This window comes from Streptomyces sp. SID13031, from assembly GCF_010548305.1.
Lineage (GTDB): Bacteria > Actinomycetota > Actinomycetes > Propionibacteriales > Kribbellaceae > Kribbella.
On the sequence record NZ_JAAGLV010000012.1, the window covers coordinates 159947 to 176382 of the forward strand.

The window sequence follows — 16436 nt, forward strand, 5'->3', positions numbered from 1 at the left end:
CTGGTGCCCTGCCCGCGCTGAAGTTCATCCACAGGCTGTCCCGACCGACAGGACATAGTCGCCAGACAGCCTGCTCGCCACGCTCACGGAGGCGGTGGGCGGGCGCGCTGACGGCACTATGTCCTGTCGGTCGGGACGGACCCCTACCCAACGCTGGGTGAGCTACGCTCGAATAGTGAGTAACTCCTCAGTCACGTACGAGGCGTACATGCACGACTGTCCCGCGGTGGCGTTGCTGTCGACGATCAGCAACCGGTGGGTCAGCCTGACGATGTGCACCCTCGGGTCGTTCGGCGAGCCGATGCGCTACAGCCACGTCAGCCGGGAGATCCCCGGCGTCAGCCAGAAGATGCTCACCCAGACCCTGCGCATGCTCGAGCGGGACGGAATGGTGCAACGGACGGTCACCCCGACTGTGCCGGTCCGCGTCGACTACGAGCTGACCCCGCTCGGGAAAGGCCTGTACGGCTTGCTGGCCCAGGTGCGCGACTGGGCCGCCGACAAGACCGACGAGGTCGATGGGGCGCGAGCGCACTATGACACTCAGAAGACCGGCAAAGTAACGCACTAAAAAGTGCCTACTTACTAATCGATCGTAACTCCCCTAGCGTTCATAGCGTTCACAACGTTCGAACAGCAAAGGGAAGAGTGAAGATCATGCGCGCAGCAGTCGTGCGGAAGACCGGTGGACCCGAGGCCGTCGAGGTCCTGGAGGTCCCCCTCCCGGAACCAGGTCCCTTCGAGGTCCGCATCAAGGTAGCTGCGGCGGCGCTCAATCCCGCCGACGCCGCTGTCTGGGCCGGGTTCTTCAGTCCGTTGGAGGAGGTCGACCACACCGGTCTCGGGCTGGACGCCGCCGGGACGATCGACGCGGTTGGCGTGGGTGTCTCCCTGAAGGTCGGCACCCCGGTGATCGTGTTCGACGCCCCGGTACTGCGCCCGACGAAGGCCCAGGCCGAGTACGTGGTGACGGATCTCAACTCCATCGCCCCGGCCCCCGATGGGATGGACCTGACGCTCGCGGCGACGATCCCTCTCAACGCGATGACCGCCTCACTGGCCCTGGATCAGCTCCCGCTCCGCCCCCGCGACACTCTGCTTGTCACCGGCGCGGCGGGGGCCGTTGGCGGCTATGCCGTCGAGTTGGCTCGGACGCGGGGCGTGCGGATCGTCGCGCAGGGGCGGCCCGAGGACGAGGAGTTCCTTCGCGGTCTTGGCGCCACTTGGTTCGTGTCGCGCGACGAGGAGCTGAGTGAGGCGGTCCGCCGGTTCGTGCCGGAAGGTGTGGACGGCGTGCTCGACGCGGCGGCGTTGGGCGCGCCGGCATTGGCGGCTGTTCGCGACGGCGGCATCTTTGTGAGCGTGAGGGCTGACGTGCTGCCGGAGCCGCAGCGGGGCGTGGCGGTGCGGCTCACCACCGCCGGTCCCGAAGCGACCCGGCTCTCGTACCTGTCCGCGCTCGCCGAGGTTGGCGTGCTGACGCCTCGCGTGGCGCAGATCTACCCCCTGTCGCAGGCTGCCGAAGCCCATGCTCAGCTGGCCCGGGGCGGCCAGCGCGGCCGGATCGTGCTGGTGCCGTGAACGCCGGGAGCGACACTGGGGAAGGCCCTGTAGCCACCGCGGTAACCAGGATCTCCGCTCCGGTGGAGGACGTGTGGCGCGTGCTCGTGGCCGTCGACCAGTACGCGCAGTGGCACCCGGTCCTGTCCCTCGACGCGAAGCCCGAACAGGTCGTGACCGGGGCGGAGATTCCGGGTCGCCGCTCGGGCGGCGGCGCCGCTGAGCAGGACGTCATCCTGAGGATCCTCGAGGTGGAGGCTCCCCGCCGGCTGGTCTGGGAGGGCGGATCGTTGGACGCGATCCTCGGCAGACACTCGTTCGTGCTCACCGCGCAGCCGGACGGCACCACCGAGTTCACCGACTCGGAGGAGTTCTTCGGCGCCGCTGCTGCCGAACTCATCCCGGCACTCGACCAGCTCAGCGAGGAGTACTCCCGCTACGGAGCCGCTCTGCGGGCACGCGTGGAGGACGGGCTCACCCCAGCGGGTTGATCTCCTCGAAGTCGGCGTCCTCCATCACCCGGCGGACGCCGATCGGTTGCTGGATCGGCACGCCGCCGGGGCCTGGCACCTGCGAGACCAGGGCCGCGATCTCGAGCGCGCGCTCCAGCGACTCGACATCGACCATCTGGAAGCCGGCCAGCATCTCCTTGGACTCCACGAACGGCCCGTCCGTCACCACCGGCGCCGACTTCCCATCGGAGACCACCGTCTTGGCCTCCTCCGGCCAGCTCAGCGCGAGGTGCTCGACCAGCTCCCCGCTGGCCCGCAACTCGTCGTTCAACGCCCCGTAGTACGCCATATGCGCCTTCACATCCTCCGGCGCCCACTCGGTCATCGGCGTCTCGATCACGCCGGGCTGGTAGTCCACGATCAGCAAGAACTTCGTCATCGCTCAAATCTCCCATCGCATCAGGTGCTTACACCCGGGGGACGAAGCCACGGAGGCGTTCTCTACATCACCGGGATGACAAATAAGTGAGGACCGCCATCACGCGACGGTTGTCGTCCTCTGATGGGGGGAGGTCGAGTTTGGCGAAGATGTTGTTGGTGTGTTTGGAGACGGCTTTCTCGGTGACGAAGAGGGCGGCGGCGATGGCTGCGTTGGAGCGGCCTTCGGCCATCAGGCCCAGTACTTCGGACTCGCGCGGGGTGAGCCGGCTGATGGGCTCGTCGCGGGTGTTGCGAGCGAGGAGCTGGCCGATCACATCCGGGTCCATCGCCGTACCACCGCCCGCGACCCGGCGGACCGAGTCGAGGAAGTCCGCGACGTTCGAGACCCGGTCCTTGAGCAGGTAGCCGACCGCGCCGCCGCCTCCGGTGAGGAGTTCGCGGGCGTAGAGCTGTTCGACGTACTGCGACAGCACCAGCACCGGCAGCCCGGGCACCTGCCGTCGCGCCTCGATGGCTGCCTTCAGACCCTCGTCGGTGAAAGTCGGGGGCAGCCGGACGTCGACGACGGCCACGTCCGGCCGGTGTTCGACGAGCGCCGGGACCAGCCGGGGGCCGTTGTCGACGGCTTCCAGGACTTCGAAGTCGTGGGCTTCCAGCAGCCGGATCAGGCCGTCCCGGAGGAGGGCGTGATCTTCAGCGATGACGACTCGCAAGGCAACTCCATGATCACAGTGGTCGGCCCGCCGGTCGGGCTGGCCACGGTCAACGTACCGTCGAAGGCGGCCAACCGCCTTTCGATACCGTACAGACCGCCGCCGGGCCGGACCGTCGCGCCACCGACTCCGTCGTCACCGACCAGGATGTGCAGGCGTTCGTGCTCGTGGGTGATCTGGACCCAGGCCGTGGTCGCCGCCGAGTGCTTGAGCGCGTTCGCGAACGCCTCGGCGACCGCGAAGTACGCCGCGGACTCCACCGGCGCCGGCGGCCGGCCGGGCAGGTCGATCGTCACGTCGACCTTGAACGGCAGGCTCAGGGCGAGCGCCTTGACCGCGCCTTCCAGCCCACGGTCGGCCAGGACCGGCGGGTGGATGCCACGGACGAGGTCGCGCAACTCGGAGAGCGCAGTACTGGCGGACTCGCGGGCCTCGGTGAGCAGCGCTGCCGCCTGGGCGGGGTCGCGGGCCACCATCTCCTCGGCCATCCCGAGGCTCATGCTCAACGCCGCCAGCCGGGCCTGCGCGCCGTCGTGCAGATCACGCTCGATCCGGCGCAGCTCGGCCGCCTGGGTGTCGACGGTCTCGGCGCGGGACTCGGACAGCTCGCGGACCCGGATCGCCAGTTGCGCGCTCTCGGTCGGGCCGAGCAGCGACTTGCCGATGTACGCGGTCGCCTTGAGCAGCCGTTCACCCGAGCCGAGCCAGATCAGGAACGCGATCAGACCGACCGGGACCACCAGGAAGCTGGTCCACACGTTGACGGTGTACAGCCCGCCGAACGGCTCGGTGAAGACGCCGTCCGGGGTGACCCAGACGAGGAACGGGTAGATCAGGTAGAAGACTCCGGTCAGGAACAGTACGGCCGAGAGCAGCGTCAGGGTGAAGCCGATGACCGCGTTCACCAGCAGCCAGGCGATGTCGCGCCAGGTCGCCGGGTCCGTCAGCGTCGTCCGCAGCCACATCAGGATGCCCGGCATCGGGGGCTTCTTGTACGGCTTGGGGATCACGGATCCGGTGAAGCCGGCGTACAGGACGCGGTGGCAGTTCGCGAACCAGCGGGTGCACGGCACGAACACGAGCAGTAGCGGGATCCCGACCCAGACCGCGATCAGCGGCACGGCGACGACGTTCAGGACGAAGAAGGCGATCCCGACCTGGGCGAGGATCGCCAGTGCGAGCGCGATGAAAGGCTGCGCCAGCGGAGGGAACCGCATCGGTACCTTCGGCGCCTGCTGAGTGATCGTCATGGGAACCATCATGACGGAGAGTCAGGCCGGGCTCAGGGGTGCTAGCTCCACTGTCGCCCGGGCGGCAGCACCCCGCCGTACTGAGGTAGTAGCACTCATGATTTCGGAGGATCCAGCGACCAGGCTGAATGCACTACGCTGGCCCGCGGCTGAACGCCTAGGCCTCCCCACCGCTCTGAGATGAGGACTCAATGGCACAGCCCATTGCGCTCGCCCGTACCCGGGAACGAACAGCCACGAAGGGCAGCGATTTCGCGCCGTTGCTTCGCGAAGTGAAGGAAGCAGGGCTGCTGGAACGCCGTACTGCGTCCTACGTGATCGCGATCTCCTTGAACGTGGCCCTGATGGCGGCGACCTGGGCCGGGGTCGTCCTGCTCGGCAACTCCTGGTTGCAGTTGCTGCTCGCGATCCCGCTGGCGATCTTCACCACCCGCGCGGCCTTCTTCGGGCACGACGCCGGCCACCAGCAGGTCGGCAGCTCGCGCAAGCTGCACGACGTACTGGGCATGCTGCACGGCAACTTCGTCTGCGGGATGTCGTATGGCTGGTGGAATGACAAGCACAACCGGCACCACGCCAACCCGAACCACACCGACAAGGACCCCGATGTCGGCGAGGGCGTCCTGGTCTGGACGCTGGAGCAGGCCGAGGGCCGTACCGGCCTGTACGGCTGGCTGACCCGCCACCAGGCGAAGATCTTCTTCCCGCTGCTCACCCTCGAAGGCCTGAACCTGAAGGTGTCGAGCGTGCTCTTCCTGTGGGCCCGCCGCAACAAGCACGAGGCCCGCGTCGAGCTCGGCCTGATGGCCGCCCACCTCACCCTGTACTTCGGTGCGCTGTTCCTCATCATGTCGCCCGGTAAGGCGATCGCCTTCGCCGCGCTGCACCACGCGCTCTTCGGCCTGCACCTGGGCAGCGTCTTCGCCCCGAACCACAAGGGCATGGAGATGCCGGACGCCGCCACGAACTGGGGTCACCTGGAGAAGCAGGTGCTGACGTCGCGCAACGTGAAGGGCGGCCTCGTCACCGACTGGCTGATGGGCGGCCTGAACTACCAGATCGAGCACCACCTCTTCCCGAGCATGCCGCGCGCCAACCTGCGCTTCGCCCAGCCGCTGGTCGAGGCGTACTGCGGCAAGATCGGGATGCCGTACGTGAGCACCGGCGTGGTCGAGTCGTACCGGATGGGCCTCGGCCACATGCACGAAGTAGGCAGCGAACTGCGCGACCTGAGCAAAGAGCCGAGCAAAACAGCCTGAGGCACTCCGCGTAGGCGAGCGGCCCCGGACGGTATCGACTACGGTCGATCCTCTCGGGGCCGATCTCGTGAGGAGACCCTGCATGACCGAAACGTCCGGTATGAGTCGTCGCGGCCTGCTTGCCGGTGTTACCGCGGCTGCTGCGGCCACCGCGTTGCCCGCCGCCCCCGCCTGGGGTGTCGACGACCAGCGGCCAGGCGCGGTACGAGCCCCGGCGCTGGACCGGGACGACCGGCACATCGTCGGCCGGCTGTCGTCCGAGCGGGCGCTGCGTCATCTCGAGGTGCTGTCCGAGGAGATCGGGCCACGGATCGGCGGTACTGCGAGCGAGAAGCGCGCGGCCGACTATCTCGAGGGGCAACTGCGCAGCTTCGGGTACCAGACGCGGTACGAGCCGTTCCCGGTCGCAGACAAGTTCCTGGCGCAGATCGGTGACCCGCGCAACCTTCTGCCCGACGACATCTGCTGGCAGGCGGGTGCGGCGGCCGGCGGCAAGCTCGATGTGACCGTGACGGGTCCGGCTCGCGATGTCGGGCCGGCGACGGCGCCGGTCTGGCCGGCTGATGTCGCGGGTGCTGTCGTACTGGCGGATGACACGGCGGCCGCGCGACCTGGGTTTGTCGCTGAGGCGGCTGCTCGGGGTGCGGTGGCCGTCGTACTGTTGCCGGCCGATCAGGTGTTCCCGCGACGTGCTTCGGCGTTCTCGCCCAGTGGGCTGACTGCGGCGCCGATCCCGGTCATCGGGGTTGCACAGGTGCAGAAGCGGTTGTTGCGGGAGGCATTGGCCGTTGTCACGTCGTTGCCTTTGACAATCAGTACTGCGGCGCATCGCGGGCTGGTCTCCAACAACGTGATCGGCGAGCGGCCGGGCAAGGACGCTGATGCGCCGATCGTGATGGTGAGTGGGCACTACGACACGGTGATCGGGGCGCCGGGCGCCAATGACGACGGCTCCGGTACGGCGCTGACGCTGGAGGTCGCGCGGGTGATGAGCAAGTATCCGACGGAGGCGACGCTGCGGTTCGCGTTCTGGGGGTCGGAGGAGCAGGGCATCATCGGGTCGCGGTATCACGTGAAGCAGCTGACGCAGGACCAGCGCGATCGGTACCGGGCGGTGTTCCAGAACGACATGGTGGCGACGAGTTGGGATCCGGCGATCGTCTACTGGCTGCTGTCCTTCGACGGGCTGGCGAACGCGGCGACGTCGGCGGTACGGGCCTCGAGCCAGCGGCTTGGGTACGAGCCTCAGCTGGTCGGCCCGGTACTGCGGGGATCGAGCGATCACCAAGCGTTCCAGGAGGTGGGGATCGCGGCCGCCAACTTCTCCTGGCGGGGCGAGTCGTCGCCCGCCTTGCTGGAGCCGCCGTACCACTCGCCGGAGGACACGATTGCGAAGAACGTGTCACTGGAACGGTTGCAGGTCTCGATGGAACTCATCGGTACGGCGGCCTACAAGCTGGCCAAGGAGATCTAGCGCTCCGCGAGCGACCTAACTCGAGGGCGAACTGTCCGTAGAGGCGTGGGCGAAGCGCGCCGCTGGCTGCCAGGGAGGCTGCCTCGCGCAAGATCTCGCCGGAGTGGCCGATACTCTTGGACTTGTCATGGTCTCCCGCAAAAAGAAGCCCTCGAAGCACACGCGACCGGTCAGCGACCGGCCGCTGCTCGGTGGGCACCAGGCGCGGGAGTCGCGCTCCGACGGCGAGTGGATGGTCCGCCATGTCACCGGCTCCGCGGCAGGCAAGTCGTACCGCTGCCCCGGCTGCGACCAGACCATCCTTCCCGCCACACCGCACGTGGTCGTCTGGCCCGAGACCCCGAGCCTGCTCGCCGCGATCGGCGGCGGCCAATCCCTCGACGAGCGCCGCCACTGGCACAAAGCCTGCTGGCAGCGCCACCGCTGACCCCGGCTGACCTACTCCACGCCGGCTTGCTCACCTTGCCCGGTCAACTCCGCCCGGCGGAACCTCGCGCGGTATGTCCTGTCCCGAGCGACAGGACATAGTCGCCGATCGGCCTACCGTCCACGCTCACGGAGGCGGTGAATCGGCGGGATAGAGGGACTATGTCCTGTCGGTCGGGACGCGACCACCCTCACCATGCCCCGGTCGGCGGGGAGTACGGGGTCCCGGCGGAGTGGGTGGTGAGTGGTTCGGGAGAATGGGGTGGTTAGGTCGTGGGTTCGGGCGAGAGGGTGTTGATGAAGCTTCCTGTTACGGCGTACGGCGAGAGTGGGTCGCCGGTTGTCGTCATGCACGGGTTGTTCGGGTCGGGGCGGAACTGGATGACGGCTGCGCGGCGGTTGGCGTCGGCGCATCGGGTGTACGCGTTCGATCTGCGGAACCACGGAAGCTCGCCGCACACCGACACGATGAGCTATCCCGAGATGGCGCAGGACGTGGTCGAGACGATCACCGACCTCGGCGTCGGCCCGGTCGGCCTGGTCGGCCACTCGATGGGCGGCAAGACCGCAATGCTGACCGCTCTGCGCCACCCCGAGGTGGTCGACCGCCTCGTCGTAGTCGACGCAGCGCCGGTCACCTACCCACCGGCATTCGTCGCCTACGCCCAGGCGATGCGCAACGCGGACCTCTCGAACGTCCAACGCCGAGCCGACGTCGACGCGCAGCTGGTCGACGCCGTCGACTCGCCTGGCACCCGCGCTTTCCTGCTGCAGAACCTGGTCCTCGACGACGAGGGCGCCCGCTGGAAGCCGAATCTCCCCGTCATCGAAGCAGCCCTGCCGGCAATCTCGGGTTGGCCGGACGACGAGAACGGCTCGTACGACGGACCTACGCTCTTCGTCTTCGGCGGCAAATCCGACTACGTGCAGCCGCAGTACCGCGACACCATCAAGCGCTACTTCCCCCACGTCCAATACACCGAAATCCCCGAAGCCGGCCACTGGGTCCACGCCGAACGCCTAGACGACTTCCTAGCCGCCGTCACCCCGTTCCTCGCGTAAACCCCACGCCTGCCACCCACCCCAGGCGCGGACTCCTCCGTCGCCCGCTTGTTGAAAGCATCAACTGGCGCCGCCACTCGCATTGCTGGGGCTCGTGCGAGTCGGCGGTTGGTGGTGGCCAGTCCCGAGCCGAACGGTGAGACCGCTGAGTCGGTCTGGACGCCGATTGCCGAGATCGCCGGGCTGTCGCGGTCCGCGGTGGTCGATGTGGGGGTCGACCTGGCGCTGACCACTCCGGCCACCGGTCATGCTGCCGGGGTCCCCGTAGGCGGCCTGATCAGGCACTGAGGCCGGGCGATCGGGTACGTTCCGCGGCCGCCCACCCCGATCGACGGGCCCTCCCTCGACAATCCGTTCAACGCAGATCACACTCCGGCCACCGATCCGCCGGACGGGTGGTCACGAATGGCCTGAAGAGGGGCTACGTGCGAGGGATCACGTAGTACCGAGGATGGATTAATCGAGAGAATGCTCCTGCTGGGGAAGTAAGGTGAGACTTACTCATGGTCAGCCCGACCGAAAGTGATCCGAGGCCTGGGGGTGGGTGGACATCATCCAGATGAAGGGTTGTGACAACGGTAGTCAGCGGCGGGTCCCGATGGCCGCGGTGACTCGATCATGACTGCGGACAAGCCGGTACCACGGGGCGAGCGCGGCCGTCGCAGGCCGTTCTCTGTCGAGGGGCGGCTGGCCGAGCATGTCGACCGGCTGGCCGAGGAGCATCCGCCGATCCCGGTGGACAGTGCGGACTACACGATGGTGCGGCCGGAGTTGCTCGCCGAGCAGTTCGGGCCGGTACTGACGTACATGTCCCGCGTCGAGCTGGAAGTCGAGCGGAACGTGCTCGAGCTCAACCTCCTGCTCCCGGATCCGCCACCCGTGGATCAGCATTTCTACGCCGACGTGTGGCTCCCGCAGGAGGTCCATCACGGGCTGCTGCTGGACCGCTTGCAGCAGCTGGCCGGCCTGCCGGAGTCGGAGCCGAACCTCGACAAGATCGCCTTCAACTTCAAGGTGCTCGGCGCACTCGGGCGCTTCGGCGCGGTCGAGGATGTGAGCCGGATGCTCTACTACCTCACCGGTGTCGCGACGGAGCAGTCGGCGATCCTTGCCTACAACAAGCTTCACCAAGGTCTCCTGGACCTGGGGGAGAAGGCCGTCGCCTCGACGATCGTCGCGCCGATCCGCCGCCAGGAGCCGGGCCACTTCGCGTACTACAAGATCGCGGCCCAAGGCTTGTGGAGCGAGCTGGTCCCGTGGCAGAAGTGGCTGGTCAGGACGCTGCGCCGCTACACCTTCGAGCCGGTCGGTGCGTACACGAAGAAGCAGTGGGCCCAGTTCGGTGACGTGATGACCCACCTGGGCATCACCACGAAGGGCAACGAGGTCGAGCTGGACCGCTACGCCCAGCAGATCGGCCGCTTCGAACTGGAGCTCCTGTACGCCCACCGCGAGGGCCTCCGCGTCCCGACGTACGTCATCGACTCCCTCCACCGCGCCGCTCGGCTCGCCGACCGCCGCCGCCGCAAGTAGTTCCCTGCGTCCGATGGTCCTCGACGTGGAGAAAGAACGGTGACCGTGAACACGGGACTGTTCACGGTCACCGCTCAGGTCACTTACAGGGGGCGTTGAACGGGACTTGCTTCACCTCAGGCGTGGCTGCCTTCAGCGAGCTGACCAGATCAGCCGCGGTCTTGCCGGCCAGCTGGTCCTCGAGATCGGCGACAGCGCCGGCCTCGGCGGCATCGGTACGGGCCTCGCCGACGGTCTGCACCGCCCCCTCGTTCTCGCCGGCGCCGATCACGCCGCCGTCGAACGGGAGTTCGGAGCCTTCGCCGAGCCCCATCCACCGGCCCGCTTCGGGAGTTTCTTCAGGGGAGCAGCGCGGTCCGTCCCACGCAAGAGCGATCACGTACTGGTGTCCTGTCTCCATCCGCGGCCGCTCGTGCAGAGCCACCGGCGTCGGGTCCTCGAGTTTTCCGCCGGTGAACGCCCAGCCGGTCGCGTTGTACTCCCAGCTCTTCGGGGCGGGTTGTGCCGCGGTCTTGCTGGACCAGAGCACTTTCTGCACCTGAAGGCTGACCTTGCGCCCGATCAGGCCCTCGCCCCGTTCGGTCTCCGTCTGGGTCGGCTGGAGTGCCTTCTCGGAAACGACCTTCACGACGACCACGTGGTCGGCGTACGTGACCCAGTCGGCAGCGGTACCACTGGGCAGCCGGTCGTCGCCGTCGGCGAGCAGCACGGCCGGGCGGTCCGCGGCCGTAGTACTGGTGGAGGAAGAAGCAACGGCGAAGCCGACTCCGGTGGCCGCGACCGCGGCGATCCCGAGACCGGCGGTGATACGAGTGAAACGACTCATGACAGGCCTCCTAGTAGGTCGCGTTGATGTTTTCGCGGTTGTTGGCACCGAGGGCGTTGTGGCCGTCGGAGGGGGTCAGCAGACAGCCGAGCCGGGTGTCGGTGTGCTTGTTGAGCTGCGGGCTGGCTATGTCGCCGTGCTGCAGACCGACCGCGTGCCCGGTCTCGTGACAGACCCGGGCGTAGGTGTAGTAGCCGTTGCCGCGGATGCGGATGTACTGCTGGTCGCAGTCCCGTACGTCGCCGCCGGCCGCGTCGCACCAGGTCATACCGGCAGCGGAGTCCGGCAGCCCCGCGGAGCCTTCCTGGTAGATGATGTCCGTCTCTCCGCTGCCCGAGAAGACCGGCGTCGAGTCGTAGTGGAAGGCGAGGTCGGTCGGCCGGTACTCGCCGTCGATCGCGTTGTTGACGGTCTGCTTGTCGACGGCCTCGAGCATGTTCTCGCCGCCGCTGTCCATGTAGAAGTAGACATCCTTGTTGTCGGTCTGGCAGGGAGCGCCGTGGCCCATACCGGTCTGGCAGTAGCCGAGGGTGTGCGAGGTCGGGAACATATTGTCGGTCGCGGCAGCCCAGGCCAGGCCGGCCACCACCAGCAACGGCGCCAGTGCGAGCGCGACCACCGCGGTGAGTCTCTTCACTCTTTCTCCTTCAGGGGACGAGGCGGGGATGGAGAAACATCCCGCTCAGCCTCACCGCTCGCCGGCGACCTGTCCGCGATCTCGAACGAAGTCGAACAGCGGTGCTGCGGCGCCGGCTCCCAGGCGCTTTGCTTCGCCTTCTGACAACAGCGACGCCCGGGAAGCCGTAGCTTCCCGGGCGTCGTTCACGTCAGCCGGTACTACGACTCGTCGGCCTTGCGGACCCACACCTCGCGGACGATCAGCAGGATCGCGGCGGCGGTGGGGATCGCCATCAACGCGCCGACCACGCCGAGGAGCGCGCCGCCGAACAGCGCCGCGATCACCGTGACGGCGCCGGGGATGTTGACCGCGCGGCGCATGATCCGCGGCGCGATGACGTAGTTCTCGATCTGCTGGTAGATGACCCCGTACGCCACGCAGGCGAGCCCGGTCACGAGCCCGTCGGTGAAGCCGATCAGCGCGACCAGCACGACGCCGATCAGGCCACCGACCATCGGGATGAACGCGGTGAACATGACGCAGATCGCGAGCGCCACGGCGTACTGACCGAGGCCGACGATCTGCAGGAAGATGAACATGATGCAGCCGGCGCACAGCGCGACCAGGAACTGGCCACTGACGTAACCGCCGACCCGGCCGAGCACCTCGTCGCCCAGGATCGAGACCCGGCTCCGGCGGCTGGCCGGAACCAGGCTGTACGCGGCGCGCTTCACGGTCGGCAGCGAGGCCAGGAAATACAGCGTCAGGATCAGGATCGTGAACGCGGAGAACAGGGCGTTCGCGACGACCTTGCCGACGCCCAGGACGCCGCCGAAGGCCTTCTGCGCCAGTGCCGGATCCTGGATGTAGTCGGTGGCCTTCTGGATGAAGTGGTACTTGTCGTTCAGGGTGTTCAGCGTCTTGGACTTGGTCAGCAGGTCGAGCCAGCTGGGGGCGTTCCTGATCAGACCGTCGATCTGGTCGGTCACCACCGGCACGATCGCGAAGCCGACGCCGGTGACCGCGAGGATCATCAGCAAGAAGACGACGCCGACCGCGAGTCCGCGCTTGATCCCGCGGCGCATGAACCACTCGACCAGCGGGTTCAGGCCGACCGCGATGAACATCGAGACGACCAGCAGGATCAGGACCGACTTGGCCTGGCCGAGCGCGTGCCACAGGCCGTAGGCGACCAGACCGCCGAGGACCGCGAAGAAGCCGAACACGAACGGGTTGGACCGGTGCAACGGCGGGCCGGGACGGCCCATCCCCTCGGACGGATGCCGCTCGTCGATCAGTAGCTCACCGACGACGCTCTCGTCCTGACCGACCGCCTTGGCGTTCGCGGCGGCCAGCTCGGAGTTCTTGGCGGCGGTCTCCGCCAGCTCCGCAGCAGTCTCGGAGTGCTCGGCGGCGGTCTCCGACTCGTCCGCCGACGTCTCCGACTGCTCCGCGGACTTCTCCGCATCGTCGGCCGCCGCTTCGGCCTCGGCCGCGGCGGCCTTCGCCTCGCGGGTAGCTTCCTCGAGCTTCGCTACCTGGGTCTTGTCGTTCTCATCCTGGTCGCCGGCAGGCGTCACTTCTCATCCTTCGCGGCTTTGCCGTCGCCGGCCTTCTTCGCGTCGTCCAGCGCGTCGTCACCCTCGTCGTCGTCCTCGGCGTCATCCGCCTTGGCCTTCAGGTCGGTGAGCCGGAACTCGTCGATCCGCGTCTCGTCGCGGGGCGGCTGGGCGGCCCGCAGGTCGCCGGCGTCCACCCGCAGGTTGGTGTCGATCCGCGTCTCGTCCACGCGCGCCTCACCGGCGTCCGCGCCGAGGAACGGGCTGCCACCGGCGAACGGGTTGCCGCCGCGCCCGAGCTCGGCCTCTTCCGGGTCGACCTCGGTGGTGTACGTCCCCGTGGCGTCCTCGGGACCGGGGGAGTAGATCGCCGGAGCATCGTCAGAGCTCGCGCTGTACGTCGCCGGGGCGTCGCTGTACGAGGGCGCTGCGAACGGGCTGCTCGCCGCGCTGCCAGACGTAGTACCGGCCGGTGCCGTGAAGCTGCCCGAGGAGCTGCTCGGCGCGTCATCCCCGTACGCCGGAGCCGCGAACGAACTGGCAGCCGGGGCCGCGGATGCAGCCGAGGCGCCCGCGGCCGGCCCCGCGAACGGGTTGCTGTACGGCGTGGCGGTCTCCGAGTCGAGCTCGGCGGCCTGGCGCGCGATGTTGCTGGCGATGTCGTTCAGTCCGGCGATCTGCGCCAGGATGCCGTCGCGGCGCTTGGCGAGCCGCTCGGTCTCCCGGGCGACGATCGTGCGCGACCGCTCCGCCTCGTCGGCGGCGTTGGCCAGCTCGGCCTCGGACCGGGTGCGCGCGGTGGTGAGCAGCTGCTCGGCCTCGCGCCGGGCGCGGGACAGCGTGCGCTCGGCGGACTCGTCGGCCTCGGCGCGGATCTTGCGCGCCTGCTCGGTGGCCTCGGCGACCCGGCGCTCCGAGGCCTCGGCGGCCTCGCGCATCTGGGTGGTCAGGTTCTCCGTGTCGGCGGCGATCTTGGAGTGCTTATCGGCGAGCTCCTTGGCCTGCTGCTCGCGCTCGTCGGCGAGCCGCGCGCGCAGGGCGGCGGACTCGCGCTGGATCGCGGTACGGATCTTCTCCGCCTCGTGCAGCGCGCCGTTCTTCATCGTGCTCGACTCGGACTCGGCCGTCAGCTGCAGCGTCTCCGCCTTGCGACGGGCGGCCGCGAGCACCTCACCGGACTCGGTGTCGGCGGTCCGGCGGATCTCGGCGGCATCGCCTTCCGCGGTACGGCGCATGCTGTCGGATTCGTTCAGCGCGACCGTACGGATGTCCTGGGCCTCGCGCTCACCGGTCGCCCGGGCGGCAGAGGCCTCCTTTGCCGCCGTGTTGCGGAGCTCGTCGGCCTCACGACGGGCCTCCTCGAGCGCCTCGGAGGCCTGGTCCTGGGCGAGCCGCAGGATCTGCGCCGCCCGGTCACCGAGCCCGGCGTACGACGGGTTGGCGCTGGCCTCGAGCTGCCGCTTGGACTCCTCGAGCTGGCGCTGCAGGGGAGCGGAGTTGGCTTGCGACTCCTCCAACCGCCCGCGAGCGTCGGCGAGCTGCATCTCCAGCGCGCGGACGTAGTCGTCCACCGCTTGTTTGTCGTAGCCGCGACGTCCCACGGGGAAGCCACCCGCGGCGGTCGCAGTACGATCGAAAAACGGCAGGCTCGACTCGTCAGCCATCCCAAAGAGTCCCTTCTGGCGGCTCGGATGATCCCTCACCCTAAAGCCTGTCAGAACCGGTCCACACCACGCCAACCGGGGAGGCCTACCGGTCGCGACCGCCTATCGGTCGCGACTGCTACCGGTCGCGGAAGCGGTTGATCTTCGTGAGGTGCTGTTCGCGGAGTTCGGCGTTCCTCACGCCGAGGCCCTCGGTGGGAGCCAGTGTCAGGACGCCGACCTTGCCCTGGTGCAGGTTGCGGTGGACGTCGTACGCCGCCTGGGCCGTCTCCTCCAGCGGGTAGGCGCGGCTCAGGGTCGGGTGGATCATGCCCTTGGCGATCAGCCGGTTCGCCTCCCACGCCTCGCGGTAGTTGGCGAAGTGGGAGCCGATGATGCTCTTGAGGTTCATCCACAGGTACCGGTTGTCGTACTCGTGCATGAAACCCGATGTCGACGCGCAGGTGACGATCTTGCCGCCCTTGCGAGCGACGAAGACCGACGCGCCGAAGGTTTCCCGGCCGGGATGCTCGAAGACGATGTCCGGGTCGTCGCCACCGGTCAGCTCACGGATCTTCGCGCCGAGCCGCTTCCATTCCTTCTGGTCCTGGGTGTGCTCGTCCGACCAGAACTTGTAGCCCTCGGCCGACCGGTCGATGATCAGCTCAGCGCCCATCGCCCGGCAGATCTCCGCCTTCTCCGGCGACGACACCACACAGACCGGGATCGCCCCGCCGTTCAGCGCGAACTGCGTCGCAGAGGACCCGAGGCCGCCCGACGCACCCCAGACCAGCACGACGTCGCCCTGTTTCATGCCGGCGCCGTTCGACGACACCAGCTGCCGGTACGCCGTACTGTTCACCAGCCCCGGCGTTGCGGCCTCTTCCCAGGTCAGGTGCGCGGGCTTCGGCATCAACTGGTTCGACTTCACCAGCGCGAGCTCGGCCAGCCCGCCGAAGTTCGTCTCGAAACCCCAGATCCGCTGCTCCGAGTCGAGCATCGTGTCGTTGTGCCCGTCGGGTGACTCCAGCTCGACCGACAGGCAGTGCGCGACGACCTCGTCGCCGGGCTTCCACGCGTTCACGCCGGGCCCGGTCCGCAGTACGACGCCGGCCAGATCGGAGCCGACCACGTGGTACTGCAGGTCGTGCCGTGCGGTCAGCGGCGACAGCTTCCCGTACCGCTTGAGGAAGGTGAAGGTGGAGACCGGCTCGAAGATCGACGTCCACACGGTGTTGTAGTTGATCGCGCTCGCCATCACCGCGACCAGCGCCTCGCCCGGCCCGAGCTCGGGCGTCGGTACGTCGTCCAGGTGCAGGCTCTTGCGCGGATCCTTCTCCTTGGTCGCCAGCCCCTCGAACATCCCGGCCTCGTCGGCGTGCACGGTGATACCGCGGTAGTGCTCCGGTACTTCGAGCCGCCCGAACTCCTCCGCGGGGGTGTCGCCGGCCAGGATTGCGTCGAGGATCTGCTTCACGTCGTACCTCCATGTCGGTGGAGCCGTGCTGAACGCGCAATCTACCGATGAGTATGCCCGGCCAGAAGGGTTCTGTGAGGCAGGTCGCAGCCGTTGAGACGACTGTCACTTTTTCAGTCCACTGTGTTTAGTGGTCTTATCC

The 16436-nt window shown here is 68.1% G+C and carries 16 protein-coding genes and 1 pseudogene; 9 read left to right on the forward strand and 8 right to left on the reverse strand.

What is annotated here, in order from left to right:
• Positions 1–208 precede the first annotated feature (208 nt).
• From G3I17_RS24100 to G3I17_RS24110, 3 genes are all read left to right on the forward strand, one after another.
• The gene (locus tag G3I17_RS24100; RefSeq protein ID WP_164599968.1) at positions 209–571 is read left to right on the forward strand and encodes a helix-turn-helix domain-containing protein; all 363 of its coding nucleotides are present in this window, start codon (positions 209–211) and stop codon (positions 569–571) included.
• An 86-nt stretch (positions 572–657) separates the two neighbouring features.
• On the forward strand, positions 658–1581 hold the full coding sequence (locus tag G3I17_RS24105) for a zinc-binding dehydrogenase (protein WP_164599839.1): 924 nt from the start codon (positions 658–660) through the stop codon (positions 1579–1581).
• Positions 1578–2051: an SRPBCC domain-containing protein gene (locus tag G3I17_RS24110; protein WP_203590652.1), complete on the forward strand. Its 474-nt coding sequence runs from the start codon at positions 1578–1580 to the stop codon at positions 2049–2051. Before G3I17_RS24105 ends, G3I17_RS24110 begins: the two co-directional genes overlap by 4 nt.
• On the opposite strand, the gene G3I17_RS24115 is transcribed toward G3I17_RS24110, so the two are convergent.
• The 3 genes from G3I17_RS24115 to G3I17_RS24125 form a co-directional block, all read right to left on the reverse strand.
• A complete protein-coding gene (locus G3I17_RS24115) occupies positions 2035–2451 on the reverse strand; it encodes a YciI family protein (protein WP_164599841.1) in 417 nt (138 codons plus the stop codon). The genes G3I17_RS24110 and G3I17_RS24115 overlap by 17 nt on opposite strands.
• A 67-nt stretch (positions 2452–2518) precedes the next feature.
• Positions 2519–3166 carry a response regulator transcription factor gene (locus G3I17_RS24120; protein ID WP_164599842.1) on the reverse strand — a complete coding sequence of 216 codons (648 nt, stop codon included), beginning with the start codon at positions 3164–3166 and terminating at the stop codon, positions 2519–2521.
• Complete coding sequence (locus G3I17_RS24125) at positions 3118–4416, reverse strand: sensor histidine kinase (protein WP_164599843.1); 1299 nt, start codon at positions 4414–4416, stop codon at positions 3118–3120. The genes G3I17_RS24120 and G3I17_RS24125 overlap by 49 nt, the downstream gene beginning before the upstream one ends.
• A 191-nt stretch (positions 4417–4607) precedes the next feature.
• Here G3I17_RS24125 and G3I17_RS24130 point away from each other — a divergent pair, with 191 nt between their 5' ends.
• The 6 genes and pseudogenes from G3I17_RS24130 to G3I17_RS24155 all read left to right on the forward strand — a co-directional run bounded on the left by G3I17_RS24130 (position 4608) and on the right by G3I17_RS24155 (position 10170).
• Complete coding sequence (locus tag G3I17_RS24130; RefSeq protein ID WP_164599844.1) at positions 4608–5675, forward strand: acyl-CoA desaturase; 1068 nt, start codon at positions 4608–4610, stop codon at positions 5673–5675.
• An 82-nt stretch (positions 5676–5757) separates the two neighbouring features.
• Positions 5758–7149 carry a M20/M25/M40 family metallo-hydrolase gene (locus tag G3I17_RS24135; protein WP_203590653.1) on the forward strand — a complete coding sequence of 464 codons (1392 nt, stop codon included), beginning with the start codon at positions 5758–5760 and terminating at the stop codon, positions 7147–7149.
• Between the two features lie 127 nt (positions 7150–7276).
• Positions 7277–7576 (forward strand): hypothetical protein, encoded by a 300-nt coding sequence (locus G3I17_RS24140; RefSeq protein WP_164599845.1) that lies wholly within the window; start codon positions 7277–7279, stop codon positions 7574–7576.
• Between the two features lie 296 nt (positions 7577–7872).
• Positions 7873–8637 carry an alpha/beta fold hydrolase gene (locus G3I17_RS24145; protein WP_164599846.1) on the forward strand — a complete coding sequence of 255 codons (765 nt, stop codon included), beginning with the start codon at positions 7873–7875 and terminating at the stop codon, positions 8635–8637.
• 123 nt (positions 8638–8760) lie between these two features.
• A pseudogene (locus G3I17_RS24150) lies at positions 8761–8925 on the forward strand (NUDIX hydrolase); the annotation flags it as partial.
• 330 nt (positions 8926–9255) lie between these two features.
• Positions 9256–10170 (forward strand): hypothetical protein, encoded by a 915-nt coding sequence (locus G3I17_RS24155; protein ID WP_203590654.1) that lies wholly within the window; start codon positions 9256–9258, stop codon positions 10168–10170.
• A gap of 79 nt (positions 10171–10249) precedes the next feature.
• Here the strand turns inward: G3I17_RS24155 and G3I17_RS24160 are convergent, their stop codons facing one another.
• From G3I17_RS24160 to ccrA, 5 genes are all read right to left on the reverse strand, one after another.
• Entirely contained in the window at positions 10250–10996 is a 747-nt protein-coding gene (locus G3I17_RS24160) for a hypothetical protein (protein WP_239062826.1), read from the reverse strand.
• Positions 10997–11006: 10 nt separating this feature from the next.
• A complete protein-coding gene (locus G3I17_RS24165) occupies positions 11007–11633 on the reverse strand; it encodes a hypothetical protein (RefSeq protein WP_343238394.1) in 627 nt (208 codons plus the stop codon).
• A gap of 200 nt (positions 11634–11833) precedes the next feature.
• Positions 11834–13195: an AI-2E family transporter gene (locus G3I17_RS24170; protein WP_164599847.1), complete on the reverse strand. Its 1362-nt coding sequence runs from the start codon at positions 13193–13195 to the stop codon at positions 11834–11836.
• A complete protein-coding gene (locus tag G3I17_RS24175) occupies positions 13192–14838 on the reverse strand; it encodes a transposase (RefSeq protein WP_164599848.1) in 1647 nt (548 codons plus the stop codon). Before G3I17_RS24175 ends, G3I17_RS24170 begins: the two co-directional genes overlap by 4 nt.
• Before the next feature lie 118 nt (positions 14839–14956).
• Entirely contained in the window at positions 14957–16294 is a 1338-nt protein-coding gene (gene ccrA, locus G3I17_RS24180) for a crotonyl-CoA carboxylase/reductase (RefSeq protein WP_164599849.1), read from the reverse strand.
• Between the last annotated feature and the right edge of the window lie 142 nt (positions 16295–16436).

Bases quoted from the DNA above. Each gene is read 5' to 3' on its own strand.
- G3I17_RS24140 (WP_164599845.1), top strand. From the start codon at position 7,277: ATGGTCTCCCGCAAAAAGAAGCCCTCGAAGCACACGCGACCGGTCAGC.
- G3I17_RS24160 (WP_239062826.1), bottom strand. From the start codon at position 10,996: ATGAGTCGTTTCACTCGTATCACCGCCGGTCTCGGGATCGCCGCGGTC.
- G3I17_RS24100 (WP_164599968.1), top strand. From the start codon at position 209: ATGCACGACTGTCCCGCGGTGGCGTTGCTGTCGACGATCAGCAACCGG.
- G3I17_RS24155 (WP_203590654.1), top strand. From the start codon at position 9,256: ATGACTGCGGACAAGCCGGTACCACGGGGCGAGCGCGGCCGTCGCAGG.
- G3I17_RS24175 (WP_164599848.1), bottom strand. From the start codon at position 14,838: ATGGCTGACGAGTCGAGCCTGCCGTTTTTCGATCGTACTGCGACCGCC.
- G3I17_RS24115 (WP_164599841.1), bottom strand. From the start codon at position 2,451: ATGACGAAGTTCTTGCTGATCGTGGACTACCAGCCCGGCGTGATCGAG.
- G3I17_RS24145 (WP_164599846.1), top strand. From the start codon at position 7,873: ATGAAGCTTCCTGTTACGGCGTACGGCGAGAGTGGGTCGCCGGTTGTC.
- G3I17_RS24130 (WP_164599844.1), top strand. From the start codon at position 4,608: ATGGCACAGCCCATTGCGCTCGCCCGTACCCGGGAACGAACAGCCACG.
- G3I17_RS24125 (WP_164599843.1), bottom strand. From the start codon at position 4,416: ATGACGATCACTCAGCAGGCGCCGAAGGTACCGATGCGGTTCCCTCCG.
- G3I17_RS24105 (WP_164599839.1), top strand. From the start codon at position 658: ATGCGCGCAGCAGTCGTGCGGAAGACCGGTGGACCCGAGGCCGTCGAG.
- G3I17_RS24135 (WP_203590653.1), top strand. From the start codon at position 5,758: ATGACCGAAACGTCCGGTATGAGTCGTCGCGGCCTGCTTGCCGGTGTT.